Here is a 14,358-nt window from a genome sequence, read left to right on the forward strand (position 1 = left end):
GCGGCCGTTCAGTCCGCCGCTTCAGGAGGCATTAGCGGCAGTTCGATCGTGAAGGTCGTGCCTTCGCCCGGCCGGCTTTCGCAGCGAATGGTGCCGCCGTGGCGCGCCATCACCGTGCGGACGAAGGCGAGGCCCAGGCCCACCCCGTCGATATGGGCGGCGTCCGCGCCGGGCGCGCGCTGGAAGGGTTCGAACAGCAGGGCGATCTGGTCCGGTGCGATGCCAATGCCCTGATCGCGGATGGCGCACAGGCCCACCGGCCCCGAATCGCGCTCCGCCCGATCGAGCCGGCAGAGGATGCGGCCGCCATCCGGGCTGTATTTGATGGCATTGTCGATCAGGTTGATAAGCGCGCGGGTGAGGAGCGATCGGTCCCCGGCGACGATCAGGTCGTTCCGTTCGCCCTCGATCGCGATCGCGATCGCCCGGCCGGAGGATTGCGGCCAGAGATCGTCCACCGCGTCGATCAATATCTCGGCAAGGTCGATCTCCTCCTTCACGAAGGCGAGCGTCTGCGCGCGGGCGAGCTGGACGAAGCCGTCGGCTAGATCGAGCGTGCGCTGGGCATAGCCCCTGATCCGGCGACCGATTTCTTCGCTGACTTCCCCAGGCTTGCTGTTGTCGATCACCGCCAGGATCGATGCCTGGGGCGACCGCATGTCGTGGGTGAGGAGCTGGCGGAGATCGTCCTGCTGGCGCTGCGCGGCCTTGGCGGCGCTTATGTCGATGAAGCGGGCGATCCAGCCGGCGGCAGTGCCGTCGCCCGAATATTGGCGGGCGAAGCGGATGTCGAACCAGCGTCCGTCGGGCGCGATGGCTTCCACCGGCGCATCGTCGGCCTGGGTAGCATCGGCCGGGGCGGTGGAAGGGAGCGATGGCGTCGCGCCTTCCGGCTCGCCCGCCAGACGCAGTTTCGCGAGCAGGCCGGCGATGCCCATGCCGGCGCCGCCGGGCAGGGCGAGGCTGCGCAACAGCCGTTCGGCATCGCCGTTCATCAGCAGCACGGCGCCGGTGGGATCGAGGACGAACACGGCATCGGGCATCTGGTGCAGGCGATCGGTGGCGAAGCGGCGCAGATCGCGCACGTCCGCGATCGCCCCTTCCAGAAGCTGCACCTGCCGGTCGACCACGTCCGTGGCGCGGGGCCGCGCGCGGGCATAAGGCAGGATGGCAGGCTCCCCGCCCAGCCGCTCCAGCTCGCGCACCATATAGGCGCTCACCGCCGCCAGCCGCCGCCAGCCCCAGAGCGGATAGATGATGGCCAGCGCGATCAGCGCCGAAGCCGGGGCGAACCATATCCCGCCCAAAAGCAGCCCCGCCACGACGGCGGTGACCAGCGCGACGATGCCAGCCAGCAGCAGCACGGTGCGCCGGGGGCTGAGCATGCGGAAACCCGCCAGCAGCAGCCAGAGCGGCAGCAGCGACCCGATCAGCAGGGGGATGCCTTCCACCGGTCGGATCGTCCGCCCCGCCTCCATCGAATCGAGCACGTTGGCGACGATTTCGACACCGGACATCACGCCCTTACGGCCGGCGAAGGGCGTGGGATATTGATCCCCCAGCCCATCGGCGGTGGCGCCCACCAATATGGTGCGGCCGGCGATGAAGTCCGCCGGCACCTCGCCCCGCAGCACCGCGCTGGCCGATATGGTGGGGAAATGGCCCGGCGGCCCGGCGAAGGCGATCATCTGGGGGCCATCCTCCGGCAAGGCGGGATTCCGGCCGGGTTCCGCCACGGCGGGATCGCGCCGATGGGCCAGCACCGCCAGATGCGGCCAGACATGCCGCGCGTCGCCCACCGCCGGCCAGAAACGGCGGACCAGCCCGTCCGCATCGAAGGCAAGGCTGGCATGGCCGATGCCGGCGGCGGCCGCGCGGACGGGGGCGATGGGCTGGATGTCGTCGAAGGCGGCGCCGTTGCTGCCGGGCGCGCTCAGCAGCAGCGGCACGATCACCGGCGCGGCGACGCTGGCCATCGCCCGGCCCAACGCGGCATCGTCGGCGGGTGCGCCGGGTTCCACGAACAACACGTCATAGAGGATGGCGCGGGGGCGGGCGGCGTCGATCCGCTGGAGCAGCGCAGCGTGGCGCGCGCGGGGCCAGGGCCAGGGGCCGACTTCCTTCAGGCTGCGATTGTCGATGGTGACGAGGAGGATATCGGGCTGCGGCGCCCGGCGGGTGAGGCGCAGCAGATTGTCATAGATCAGATTGTCCAGCCGGATCGCCGTCCGGTCGGCCGTCAGCAGGATCGTCAGCAGCGTGGATATCAGCGCCACCAGCCACCATTCGGCGCGGAGCCGCGAAGCGCCGGCCGGCCGGATCATCGCGCCGATGCGATGTGGAAGCGTTCCATCGCGGACCAGTCGCCCGCCGCCTTGCCGTCGCCGATCCTGAGCGACATCACCCGCCAGCAATAGGTGCCGGCGGGCAGGTTGCGCAGGGTGACGCTCTGGCTGTCGAGGCCGATCTCGTCCACCAGCGGCGGCGCATCGCCCTCGCACTGGCCGAGCTGGAAGCGGAAGCGGTGCGCGCCTTCGCCCAGCACCTGCCAGCCGAACTGGTAGTAGCGGTCGCGGCCCGCGCGCTTCTCCGTCATTGCGGTGCGCACCATGTTCAGCCGCCGTTCGAAGGCATAGGTTTCGGCAAGGCCGGCGAGGCCGTGGCCGTCGATCGCGGCGATGCGGACGAAATAGGTGCCGTCCGCCACCGGCGGCAGGATTGCATCCGGCGTCGCGCTTTCCTTCTCGCGGACGATATCGAGGAAGCCGGCATCGCGGGCGAGGGCGATGCGATAGGCGGCGGCATCCGCCTGCGGCACGATGCGGAAGGTGAGGTCGCTCTCATTCTGCACCCGGCCGGGATCGGCGAGCGCGGGCGCGGGCAGCAGCGCGATCGGCGCCGATATCCCGTCGGCTTCGGTGATGGCGCCGAAACCCGCGCCCACCAGCGTCGCGGCGGGATTGCCGGGGGCGGAAAAGCCCACCGTGCCCTCCGTCACCTCGGTCGCGGCGCGGGCGCCATCGGCGTCATAGGCCACGCGGAAGGCGGTGCCCCGCACGGCCGACACCGCGACCGGCGTGGAGATGTGGAAGCTGCTGCCGGGGTCCTTCATGGGCGCGACCACGGCATCCGCCCGGCCGCGCCGGATTTCGAAGCTCCGCGTCACCGTGCCGGTCAGCGCGGTGCGCCGCAGCCTTTCTATGCGCACCCGGCTCTGCGACGGGATGGCGACGGTCGATCCGTCCGCAAGCCGGAGGCTGAGGAAGGCATCGGCCCCGGTCTCGATCTCGGCGCCCTCGTTCACCGGCAGGCCGGGGGTGATCTTCACCGGCCGGCCGGCGACCGCGATCGTCACCGGGCCGCTGAAGGCGCGCACGCTGGCGGACACCAGCTCCTCGCGCAGCAGGGCCACGGGGATGCGGATCGTCCGGCCGATCGGGATGCGATAGGGATCGGCGATCCGGTTCAGGCGCTGCACCACGGCAAAGTCCCGCTGCCGGGTCAGATAGCGTTCGGCGATGACGTAGAGATTGTCGCCCTTCACGGCGACATAGCTGGCCGTGGCGGCCTGCGCCGGGGCGGACGGGGAGGAAGGCGGCGCGGCCTGCGCCGTCGGGCTCCACAGCATTGCGGCGGGCCACAGCAGGGCCGCGGGGCCGATCGCCCGCCTCAGTGCATTCATCCCGATATCTCTCGCAACAGCTTTTCCAGCCGATAGCCATAGGCATAGACCGGGGCCAGCCGGTAACCATTTTCGGGGCGGAGATTCAACTTGCTGCGGATCTTGGAGACATGGGCGTCCAGCGTCCGCGTTGGCAGGTCCGGGCTGCGGCCCCACAGGGCCTCGAAGATATAGGCCCGCGAAAGCGCGCGGTGCATGTTGCGGAACAGCAGCAGCGCCAGCAGGAATTCCTTGGCCGTCATCGCCACCGGCCGGCCGGCATGCGTCACCCGTTCCTGCCCCAGATCGAAGACATAATCGTCGAACGTCTCGATATTGGCGGGCGGCGGCGCGGGATAAGCGCGGCGCAGCGCCGCCTCCACCCTGGCGACGAGGATCGCGGCCTGCACCGGCTTCACGATATAATCGTCCGCGCCGGCCCGCAGCCCGTCGACGATATCCTCCTCGGTCGATCGGCTGGTGAGCAGGATCACCGGGGGATATTTCTCGATATGCTCCTTCATCCAGCCCAGGATGTTGAGGCCGGAGAAATCGGGCACGTTCCAGTCGAGGATCAGAAGGTCGAAAGTCTCGTGGTGAAGGACGTTCAGCAGCCGGCGGCCGCTGTTGAAGATCATGCAGCTATGGCCGGCCGCCGTGAGGATTGCCTCCACATGCGATGCCAGCGTGGGTTCATCGTCCAATATCCCGATTCTCATGTCGATCCGCCACGCCCCTCCATGAAACCCGAACCCCCTCTAGGGCCGCATGAGGCGTAAAGAAGGCGTTAGCCAACGATTTTACAATCTTTCACAAGCTTGGCGCCCACCGCCATGGCATTGGCGCCGCGTGGGCGGCACCGCCCGGCGGGCGCGGACTGGCGAAAGACGATGCGGAAAAGGGGCGTCCGCCGGACGCTGGCGGCGATCTGGCCGCAACAGGATCGAGGCTTCAGGCACAGGGCCGCGCTGGTCGCGGGGCTTTACCTGCTGGTGCTGCTGATATTGATGGGGGTGGCGTGAAGGCCACCCCGCCGTCCGCTAGAATCTGCGCTGGCCGGGATCGACCTTCTCGCAGGTGCCCGAAAAGTCCTGGCCGGTGCCCTTGATGTTGATCTCGCCCGTCTCACGATCGATGCGTATCTTGGGCTTGTTCAGGCCGTTCAGCCGGTAGCTGGCCCTGATTTCGTTCTGGCCGACGATAAGATCGTCGAGCTGCCACCAATGGCGATGGTCTCCGCCGGAATTGATCGGCGGGATCAGCTTCTCGGGCAGCCGGATGCGCCCGTCATTCCCGTAAATCTGCAGCGTGACGGCAGATTCAAAGCCCCGCATGCTCGTTTCATAGCCGCTGCGCGTCCGGTATTTGTGATCGTAGCGATCCCATTCCAGGCTGCTGGTATAGCCGCTCGCCAGCTTCTCTCCCCGCCCCGTGCAGATCAGGTTGATGGCCTCGCTATCCCCGTTCCCGTCGTCGGCCGGTTGGGCAAGGGCTGGCGCGCAGATGATGAGTGCGGCGCCAAACGCCTTCAAGGCCGATCGCAAGTGCATGGATATTCCCCCTTTTTGTGACGAGACGTTAGATGATGCTGCCTCAGCGGCGATCCTTCAGCCAGAAGGCGACGGATATCGCCGCGCCGATCGCGGCGCCGGCCAGCAGGCCGGCGGAAGGCTGGCCCAGGATGCTGCCCACCGCCGCGCCGGCGAGGATGGCGAAGGCGAGGATCGATCCGGTGGCGCGTGGCGCGCGGCTATTAGGGGACTGCGACATGGCGGCTCCTTTGCCATCACTCGCCGCCGGATTCCAGCCCATGGGGATGGAAGATGCCATGGCGCGGGGCCGCGTTGCCCGTCTCGCTTTGGCTTTCGCGGTCACGAATGCTATTAGCCGCGCTTCGCGTTTGGCGCGGGAGGGGGAATGCGGCGGCGATCGGGCGGAGACAGGCCGGTGGATGACGGCACGCCGTTGGCCGATCGCGCCATGCGGCCGGCCGGCACGCCCGCGCGCTTCGCCGGGGCGGGCGAGCTGCTGCTCGCCGAGGATGATCCGCCCGAAATCGGCCCGCCGGCTGCCAATGGCGGCCTCGTCTACAGTTATTCGCGGGTCGAGGAGCAGTGGGATATCCGGCTCCGCCCCGATGGATCGGCGCGGGCTTCGGTGGTGGTGCGCCGCGAACGGCAGGTCAGCAGCGATCGGCGCTGGCGATTCGTGGCGCGGCGCGAGCTGCCGCAGCAGGCGGATATCCGCCGTTCGCGCCTCGCGATCGGCCTGTCCTGCGCGGCGGCGCTGATGGCCGGCATCGCCGCCGTCGGCGCCTGGTGGGCGGCGAACCGGCCGGTGCCGCGCGACACGCTGGTGCTGAGCCTGCCCCCCGCCCCGCCGCAGGCGCCGCCCGTTGCCATCATGCCCCCTCGGGGCGAAGCATCCTCCGCAAGGCCGATCGTCGCCGCTCCGCCGCCCCGCCGGGATGCGCAGACGGATGCCGGGCCTGCCGCGCCGCGCGCGCCGAAGCCGCTGCTATATCCCGCTGCGCCTGCGCCGGCCCGAACCGACGCGAGCAAGCCCTTCGCGCCCGATATTCCGCTGGAGCGGCGGCCGGCGGTGCGCGCGGCGATGGCCCGTGCCTTTGCGTCGGGGGAGGCGGAGGCATGGCGCGAGGACGGTCTCAGCGGCTTTGTGGTGGTCGGGCCGGCCGAGATGGAAGGCGCGGCCGCGTGCCGCAACACCGTGATCCTCGCGCGCGGCGGCGAGGATGGCGACCGCACCGTCAGCCGGCGGCGCTGCAGCCCCGATTGAAATTCCGGAGTTCAGGGGTCAGGCGGCGTCGGGCGCGGCCGTGCTGCGGGCCAGTGCCCCTGCCACGGCGCTTTCCAGCGCGCTGACCGTGAAGGGCTTGCGCAGCACGTCGCGGCCGGTGAGCTGGCCGGCCTCTCCCGCCTCGCCGACGAAGCCGGTGACGAACAGCAGCCCCAGCGCCGGATGGCGGCGGGCGATCTCCTCGGCCAGCTCCGGTCCGGTCATGCCCGGCATCACCACGTCGGTGATGACGAGCCGGATTTCCGGGTGGCCGGCCAGCAGCCCCAGCGCTTCCTCGCCGCTGCCGCAGGGAAGGGGGCGGTAGCCCAGTTCCACCAGCGCGCCGACCGTGGCGGTGCGCACGCGCGGATCGTCCTCCACGACGAGGATGGTCGCGCCGGCGGCATCGGCCGGTGCCACGGCGACGACATTGTCGCGCGTCCGATCGCGGTCGACGCCCGTGGCGCCGATGTGGCGCGGCAGATAGAGAGTGACGGTAGTGCCTTCGCCGGGGGCGGACCGGATCGCGATCTCGCCTTCGGACTGGCGGATGAAGCCGAATATCTGGCTGAGGCCCAGCCCGGTGCCCTTGCCGACGGGCTTGGTGGTGAAGAAGGGTTCGAACGCGCGGTCGCGCACTTCGGGGGACATGCCGATGCCCGTGTCCGTCACCGCGATGCGCACATAATCGCCGGCCGGCGCGTGGCCCACCTCGCCGGCGCCGAGCGTGACGTTGTCGGCCTCTATCGTTAGGTCGCCCTCGCCGTCCATCGCGTCGCGGCCATTGACTGCGAGGTTCAGGATCGCATTTTCGAACTGGCTGGGATCGCACCAGACCGGCCATACGTTCTCGGCCGGGATCAGCCGCACGCGGATGCGCTCGCCCAATGCGCGATCGAGCAGGTCGGACATGCCGGCGATCAGCCCGGCCGGGTCCAGCCCCTCGGGCAGCAGCGGCTCGGCGCGTGCGAAGGCCAGCAGCCGCTTGGTGAGCGCGGCGGCGCGATTGGCGCCTTCCATCGCATTGTCGAGATGGCGGCCGACTTCCTGCGCCTCATGATCCAGCCGGCGCCGCGCGAGATCCAGCCCGCCGACGACGACCGCCAGCATATTGTTGAAATCATGCGCGATCCCGCCGGTGAGCTGGCCCACGGCCTCCATCTTCTGCACCTGGCGGAGCTGGGCCTCGGCGGCCGCGCGTTCCATCCCTTCGCGGCGGAGCGATTCATTGGCCTCGCGCAGTTCGCGCGTGCGCTCGGCGACGGCCTGTTCCAGCGTCTCGGCGCGCTCCGCCTCGGCCAGCGCGTCGCGCCGGGCGAGCCGCCGTTCGGTGAAGGCGCCCACCGTCGCCCAGCCGAGGCCCATCGCCGCCAGCACCAGCAGCACGCCCAGCCCGGACAGCAGGGCCGCGAGATAGTTGGAGCGTTCCGCCGACATCGCCGCCAGCTGCGATCGCTGGCGCAGCACGGCGCGTTCATGATCGCTGATCTTGGTGAGGATGGCGGTGATGCGCGTGAGGCTGGCCGCCTGGCCGGCCTGGTAGAACAGGCCCACCGCTTCCCAGCCGCGCCGGTAATTGGATCGCGAGGCCGGCGCCGCCAGCTCCCGCCCACGCGCTTCGTAGAGCTGGGCCAGCTCGGTCGCCAGCGCCGCCTGTTCGGCATTGTCGCGGGTCAGCTCGCGCAGGCGGTTGAGCAGGCGCCCGGCCCGGCGCCATTCGTCATAATAGAGCGCGCCGGTCTGCTTGTCGGAGCTGACCACGTAGCGGCCGAGCGCGGCCTCCGACCGGGCGAGCGCGGCATCGAGCGCGCGGCTGACGATCACCAGTTCGTAGCTGTGCCGTTCGCGCTGCAGCGCCGCATCGCGTTCCCGATTGGAGGAGGCGACGAGAAAGACGAGCGCGATCAGCGCCGCCGCCGCGGCCAGCGCCGTGACGCTGGCCAGGCCGCGACGCCAAGCATCCCGCAGCGCCCCTTCGTCCGTGGCTTCGATGCCCTCTCTCCCCATGTCCAGGCGAGACTAGCCAGCACCCCGAAGCTTGGCAACGGCCGGTTAAGGCGGAGTTTACGAAATGCAGCCCACCGCCTGGCCGGCCGCGCGGAAGCGATCGAGAATGTCGCCCACCTGATCGTCCGAATGTTCGGCGCAGAGCGAGCAGCGCAGCAGGAAGGTGCCGGCGGGCGTGGCCGGCGGGCGCGCCATGTTCACATAGACGCCCAGTTCCAGCAGGGCCTGCCACATGCGCACGGTGGTTTCCTGATCGGGCAGCATCACCGCGATGATCGCCGATTGCGCGGTCTCGGTGCCGAGGGTGAAGCCCATTTCCCGCAGGCCGGCGTGGAGCCGCTTGGAATTCTTCCACAGATGCGCGCGCTTGTCGCCGGCATGCATCAGCTTGCGGATCGAGGTCGCGGCCGTCGCCACCACGGATGGCGGCAGCGAGGCGGTGAACACATAGGGCCGGCAGACGAGGCGCAGCACCTCGAACTTCGGATGGTTGGACACGCAGAAGCCGCCCACCGTGCCGACCGACTTGGAGAAGGTGCCGACGACGAAATCGATATCCTTCTCGACCCCCAGCTCCTCATAGACGCCGCGGCCGTTGGGGCCGAAGAAGCCCATGCCGTGGGCCTCGTCCACCAGGATCATGCAATTGGGATGCTTGCGGATCGCGGCGACCATCTCCGGCAGCGGCGCGATATCGCCGAGCATGGAATAGACGCCTTCCAGCACCACCAGCTTCTGCGCGTCGGCGGGCAGGCGGCCGAGGCGCTTGTCCAGATCCTCCACCGAATTGTGGCGGAAGCGGACGACCTCCGCATTGCCGAGGCCGCAGCCGTCGTAGATCGAAGCGTGGCTGTCGGCATCCAGCACCACATAATCGCCCTTGCCGGCGATGGTGGAGATCATGCCGAGATTGGCCTGATAGCCGGTGGAGAACACCATGGCGTGCGCGGTGCCGTAAAACTCCTTCAGCGCATCCTCGCACGCCTTGTGGCCCTGATAGGTGCCGTTCAGCACGCGGCTGCCGGTTGTGCCCGCGCCGAAATCGTCGAGCGCCTTCTTGCCGGCGGCGATCACGTCCGGGTCGAAGGTCATGCCCATATAATTGTAGGTGCCGAGCAGGATGGTCGGCCTGCCCTGGATGATCGCCAGCGTCGGCGATTTCACCTCGTCCATGACGATGGCGAAGGGATCGCGCACGCCGGTGTCGAGCAGGGCCTGTCGCTCGGCGATGAGCGCGTCGAACTTGGAGAAGAGGTCGGTCATCGCTCTATCCGATCAGCCGCGCAGCTTCTCGACCGCGTCGACAAGCTGGCCGACGGTTTCGATTTCCGCCTGCATGTTCATGGTGATGATGATGTCGAACTCGTCCTCGATCGCGGCGACGAAATCCATCACCGTCAGGCTGTCCCATTCGAGATCACCGGCGAAGCTGGTGGATTCCGCAAGGTCGATGCCCTTCTTGTTGAAGGGTTCGATGGCCTCGGCCACCTTGGCGAAGGTTTCGTCGCGATTGCTCATGGAAAGCGTCCTTAATGCTGTGCCCGGCCGCTTGCCAAGCGAATGCGGCGGCAAAGGGGCGGCAGCCGGGCAAAGCGCGAATTTTCGAACCGGCGGAAATGCACCGATCGCAGGAGAAGGGTGGCCCCGGATCAGGGCTGGCATCAATCGCAATATCCGTCGCGGCTATCCGATTGCGCGTTTGTGGCCGCAAGCCTGGGCATGATAGCAGCCCGCCAGGACCAGTCGGCCCGAACCTTTGGGGAAGGGGATGAAGCATGGGGGCCTTCGTTAAAGCCGCGATCCTGGCCGGAGCGGGTCTTTCGCTGACAAGCTTCTCCATGGAGCCGCGCCTGTCGCCTGCGATCCTTGCGGCGCTCGACCCCAGCCGTATCGCCGGCACGCTTTGCGGCGCGCAGCGCGCCGGATCGGTGCTGGCCGCCAGGCTGCTCGTCGCCGCGGCGTTCGCGGCGCCGGCAAGCGCGGCCCTGCCGATCCCGCTTTATGACGATCTGGCCGGATCGCCCTTTCCGGTGACGACGGCCAGCCTGCAGGCGCGACGCTATTTCAGCCAGGGCCTGCTGCTTTCCTATGGCTTCAACCATGCGGGCGCGGTCCGGTCCTTCCGCGAGGCCCAGCGGCTCGATCCCGATTGCGCGATGTGCTGGTGGGGGGAGGCCGTGGCGCTCGGGCCGAACATCAACGCGCCCATGGACGACCGCGACCGGGCGGCGGCGCTCGATGCGATGGACCGAGCCATGGCGCTGCGCGACCGGGCATCGCCGATGGAAAAGGCGCTGATCGAGGCGGTGGCGCTGCGCTATTCGCGTGATCCGGCGGCGGATCGCGCCGCGCTGGATGCCGCCTATGCCGATGCCATGCTGGCGGCGGCGCGGCGCTTTCCGGGCGACGACGATGTGGCGGTGCTGGCGGCCGAGGCGGCCATGGACACGACGCCGTGGAACTATTGGGAAGCCGACAAGACAACGCCGATCGGCCGGACCGGCGAGGCCGTGCGCCTCGTCGAGGCGGTGCTCGCCCGCAATCCCGCCCACCCGCAGGCCGCGCACCTCTATATCCATCTGGTCGAAGCCAGCGACGCGAAGCGGGCGGAAGCCGCCGCCGATCGCCTTTCCAGCCCGGTCGCGCCCAGCGCCGCGCATCTCGTCCACATGCCGGGCCATATCTACTACGTGCTCGGCCGCTATTCCGATTCCATCCGGGTCAACATCGCCGCCGTGCGTTCGGACGAAGCGTTCATCCGCGCGACGGACGATCGCAGCCTGGTGCGCTACGGCTATTATCCGCACAATATCCATTTCATCGTGACGTCGGCGCAGATGGCGGGCGACATGGATACGGCGATCCGCGAGGCGGCGCGGCTGAGGACCGTGCTCGATCCCGAGACATCGGCGAAGATAGCCTGGATACAGGCGATCGACGCCGCGCCTTACCAGGCGATGGCGCAGTTCGCCGCGCCGGACGAAATTCTCGCCATGCCCGCGCCGGATGCGCGGCTGCCTTATGCCGCGGCGATGCGCCATTATGCGCGCGCCGTCGCGCATGCCGGGCGCAAGGATCGCGCGGCTTTCGATGGCGAGATCAAGGCGATGGATGCGCTCCTCGCGTCGGATGCCTTTGCCGATATGGTCGCGCAGGGCATGCCGGCGCCGGACCTGATCGCGCTTGCCAAGGCGGTGGCGCAGGGGCGGCTGGCGACGGCGCAGGGGCGGTATGACGAGGCGGCCGGTTTCTATCGCGCGGCGATAACCATCGAAGGCACGCTGCCTTATATGGAACCGCCTTACTGGTATTATCCCGTCCACCAGTCCCTGGGCGCCGCGCTGTTCCTTGCCGGCCGCTATGACGAAGCCAGCCAGGCCTTCCGCACGGCGCTGGCGCGCGCGCCGCGCAACGGCTGGGTGCTCTACGGCCTGTCGCGGAGCGAGGCGGCGCAGGGACGCAAATCGGAAGCCGCGGCGGCGCGGCAGGCTTTCTCCAGGGCGTGGGCCGGGAAGGACGAATGGCTCCGGATGGAGCGGCTCTGACCGCGGCTTCGTGAAGCCAGCGGCGGTCGAAGCAAAAAGGGGAGGGACGGCCTTTTCCCGCCATCCCTCCCATGCGCTCAGGCCGGTGCCAGCATGCCGGCGATGCGGCCCTTCGCGCCATGCGCCTCGACAATGGCTCCCCCGGCGCGGCGGCGCTGGAACCATTCGGCCAGCATCTCCGCGCAGGTATGGTCGACCGAACGCAGATTCTCGCAGTTCACCCGCACCGGCTTGCCGGTGGGCACCGCATCCAGCGCGGCGGAGAGCTTGGGCAGCGAGACGAAGCTCGCCACGCCGTCCAGCCGGATCTCGCACGCATCCTCGGCTTCACGCTGGTCCACGTTCAGCTTCAGGCGCTTGAGGTTCGGCACGATCTCGATCAGCGAGAGGCCAAGGCCCACCAGCACGCCGGTCAACAGATCGGTCGCCACCACCATCACCAGCGTCGCCGCCCAGATCACGGCGGGTAGGGGCCCGTGATTGTGGAACAGGTGGCGGACATGCTGGAGGCTGACGAGGCGCCAGCCGGTGACGACGAGGATGCCGCCCAGCGCCGCCATCGGGATCTCGCGCAGCAGCCAGGGGAGGGCCGCCACGAAACCGAGGATCCAGACGCCGTGCAGCACCGCCGACATGCGCGTCACGGCGCCGGCCTGCACGTTGGCGGAGCTGCGGACGATCACGCCCGTCATCGGCAGCGCGCCGGCAAAGCCGCAGAGCAGGTTGCCCACGCCCTGGGCGCGCAGTTCCTTGTTGTAATCGGTGCGCACGCCATCGTGCATGCGATCGACGGCGGCCGCCGACAGCAACGTCTCGGCGCTGGCGATGAAGGCGATGGCGAAGGCCGTCGCCAGCAGCGCGGGCGAGAAGACGCCGAGCAGGTCGCCCGACGACGGCACCGCCACGGCGGCGACGATCGATTCCGGCACGTCGACGCGGGCGACGTCCAGCGCCAGGAAGAAGGCCGTCAAGGTCGCGATCACCACGCCGACCAGCGCGCCCGGCACCAGCCGCATCGAGGCGGGGCGCACCTTTTCCCAGATCAGGGTGGCACCGATCGACAGCAGGCCGATGGCGAGCGCCGGCACCGCCGGGTGCCCGTCCGCCGGCCACAGGCCCAGCACGCGGCCGGGGATGGCGATCAGGTTCTCAAGCCCGTTGGGCAGCGGCTTGGCATCGAACAGCACATGGAACTGGCCCACCACGATCAGCAGGCCGATGCCGGCCAGCATGCCGTGGACGACGGCGGGCGAGATTGCGCGGAACCAGCCGCCCAGGCGGAAGATGCCGGCCACGACCTGGATGGCGCCGGCCAGCACCAGGATCGGCCCCAGCGCCGAAAGACCCTGCTGCTGGACGATTTCGAACACGATCACCGCAAGGCCGGCGGCCGGGCCGCTCACCTGCAGCGGCGAACCCGCCAGCAGGCCCACGACGATGCCGCCGATGATGCCGGTGATCAGGCCCTTTTCCGGCGGCACGCCGGATGCGACGGCGATGCCCATGCAGAGCGGCATCGCCACCAGGAACACGACGATCGATGCGGTGAAATCCCGCGCGATCCAGCCGCTCTTCTTCTCAGACGCAACCATGTTGCTCACTCCGCAGCCTCAAGCTGCACCACATCGGCCGCAAGGCGGCGGGCGGCGGGCAGCGCCACGGGCAGGGGGCGGTCGTCGCGCAGCGGCATGAAGCGGCCGGTCACGCCGTCCAGCCCCAGGATGGCGCCGGCATGGATGTCGACGAACCAGCCGTGCAGCGAGATTTCGCCGCGCGCGATGCCGGCCGCGACGGACGGGTGGGTGCGCAGATGGGCGAGCTGGGCGACGATATTCTCCAGCGCCATGATCCGCACGCGGGTATTGTCATCCCCGCCTTCCGGGTAGCTTTCCGCCGCGACGCGCTGGGCGGCGGAGGAATGGCGCAGCCAGGCGGCGACGTTGGGCATGGTTTCCAGGCTGGCCGGATTGACCAGCGCCTTCATCGCGCCGCAATCCGAATGGCCGCAGACGATGATGTCGCGCACGCCCAAGGCCACCACGGCATATTCGACCGTGGAGGATACGCCGCCATTGGCGGTGGCGAAGGGCGGGACGATGTTTCCCGCATTGCGGCAGACGAACAGGTCGCCCGGCTGCGCCTGCATGATATGTTCCGGCACGACGCGGGAGTCCGCGCAGGATATCATCAGCGCCTTGGGGAATTGCCCGTCGGCGGCCAGCTTCGAATAAAGGTCGATCTGGCTTGGGAAAACCTGCTTCTCGAAATGGAAGACACGCCCGATAAGCTCGTTCATGGCGATTTCCTCGATGAATGGGGGCAGCGGGCGCGCCGCCGCCTTCATCTTCG

At 69.0% G+C, this 14,358-nt stretch carries 13 protein-coding genes; 3 read left to right on the forward strand and 10 right to left on the reverse strand.

Translation table 11 applies throughout. The features are described from left to right. Positions 1-8 precede the first annotated feature (8 nt). The 3 genes from CV103_RS12640 to CV103_RS12650 are packed head-to-tail and all read right to left on the reverse strand — an operon-like array spanning position 9 to position 4,380. Entirely contained in the window at positions 9-2,324 is a 2,316-nt protein-coding gene (locus CV103_RS12640) for a CHASE2 domain-containing protein (RefSeq protein WP_107395123.1), read from the reverse strand. Beyond that, positions 2,321-3,682 (reverse strand): FecR domain-containing protein, encoded by a 1,362-nt coding sequence (locus tag CV103_RS12645; protein WP_107395124.1) that lies wholly within the window; start codon positions 3,680-3,682, stop codon positions 2,321-2,323. The genes CV103_RS12640 and CV103_RS12645 overlap by 4 nt, the downstream gene beginning before the upstream one ends. Continuing rightward, a complete protein-coding gene (locus CV103_RS12650) occupies positions 3,679-4,380 on the reverse strand; it encodes a response regulator transcription factor (protein ID WP_041864788.1) in 702 nt (233 codons plus the stop codon). Before CV103_RS12650 ends, CV103_RS12645 begins: the two co-directional genes overlap by 4 nt. A gap of 171 nt (positions 4,381-4,551) precedes the next feature. Between CV103_RS12650 and CV103_RS23080 the strand changes: the two genes are divergently transcribed. Continuing rightward, positions 4,552-4,683, forward strand: a complete 132-nt coding sequence (locus CV103_RS23080; protein WP_269078700.1) for a hypothetical protein — start codon at positions 4,552-4,554, stop codon at positions 4,681-4,683. Positions 4,684-4,701: 18 nt separating this feature from the next. Here the strand turns inward: CV103_RS23080 and CV103_RS12660 are convergent, their stop codons facing one another. Further along, positions 4,702-5,211: a hypothetical protein gene (locus CV103_RS12660; protein WP_146163426.1), complete on the reverse strand. Its 510-nt coding sequence runs from the start codon at positions 5,209-5,211 to the stop codon at positions 4,702-4,704. Between the two features lie 43 nt (positions 5,212-5,254). Then, positions 5,255-5,431, reverse strand: a complete 177-nt coding sequence (locus CV103_RS22460; protein WP_015457636.1) for a hypothetical protein — start codon at positions 5,429-5,431, stop codon at positions 5,255-5,257. 147 nt (positions 5,432-5,578) lie between these two features. Between CV103_RS22460 and CV103_RS12670 the strand changes: the two genes are divergently transcribed. Continuing rightward, positions 5,579-6,457: a hypothetical protein gene (locus CV103_RS12670; RefSeq protein ID WP_146163427.1), complete on the forward strand. Its 879-nt coding sequence runs from the start codon at positions 5,579-5,581 to the stop codon at positions 6,455-6,457. Between the two features lie 18 nt (positions 6,458-6,475). On the opposite strand, the gene CV103_RS12675 is transcribed toward CV103_RS12670, so the two are convergent. Genes CV103_RS12675 through CV103_RS12685 form a run of 3 tightly spaced genes read right to left on the reverse strand, consistent with a single transcriptional unit; the run spans position 6,476 to position 9,982 of the window. Beyond that, the gene (locus CV103_RS12675) at positions 6,476-8,464 is read right to left on the reverse strand and encodes an ATP-binding protein (RefSeq protein ID WP_015457634.1); all 1,989 of its coding nucleotides are present in this window, start codon (positions 8,462-8,464) and stop codon (positions 6,476-6,478) included. A gap of 57 nt (positions 8,465-8,521) precedes the next feature. Further along, the gene (gene spt, locus CV103_RS12680) at positions 8,522-9,727 is read right to left on the reverse strand and encodes a serine palmitoyltransferase (protein WP_015457633.1); all 1,206 of its coding nucleotides are present in this window, start codon (positions 9,725-9,727) and stop codon (positions 8,522-8,524) included. A 12-nt stretch (positions 9,728-9,739) separates the two neighbouring features. Then, positions 9,740-9,982 carry an acyl carrier protein gene (locus CV103_RS12685; protein ID WP_015457632.1) on the reverse strand — a complete coding sequence of 81 codons (243 nt, stop codon included), beginning with the start codon at positions 9,980-9,982 and terminating at the stop codon, positions 9,740-9,742. A 257-nt stretch (positions 9,983-10,239) separates the two neighbouring features. Between CV103_RS12685 and CV103_RS12690 the strand changes: the two genes are divergently transcribed. Then, positions 10,240-12,009, forward strand: coding sequence for a tetratricopeptide repeat protein (locus CV103_RS12690; RefSeq protein ID WP_107395127.1), 1,770 nt, complete (start codon positions 10,240-10,242; stop codon positions 12,007-12,009). Positions 12,010-12,086: 77 nt separating this feature from the next. Here CV103_RS12690 and CV103_RS12695 read toward each other — a convergent pair whose 3' ends face one another. Continuing rightward, a complete protein-coding gene (locus tag CV103_RS12695; protein ID WP_015457630.1) occupies positions 12,087-13,601 on the reverse strand; it encodes a SulP family inorganic anion transporter in 1,515 nt (504 codons plus the stop codon). 5 nt (positions 13,602-13,606) lie between these two features. Then, positions 13,607-14,305: a carbonic anhydrase gene (locus tag CV103_RS12700; protein ID WP_070934366.1), complete on the reverse strand. Its 699-nt coding sequence runs from the start codon at positions 14,303-14,305 to the stop codon at positions 13,607-13,609. Positions 14,306-14,358: the final 53 nt, after the last annotated feature.

It is taken from the genome of Edaphosphingomonas fennica, from assembly GCF_003034225.1.
Lineage (GTDB): Bacteria > Pseudomonadota > Alphaproteobacteria > Sphingomonadales > Sphingomonadaceae > Sphingomonas_E > Sphingomonas_E fennica.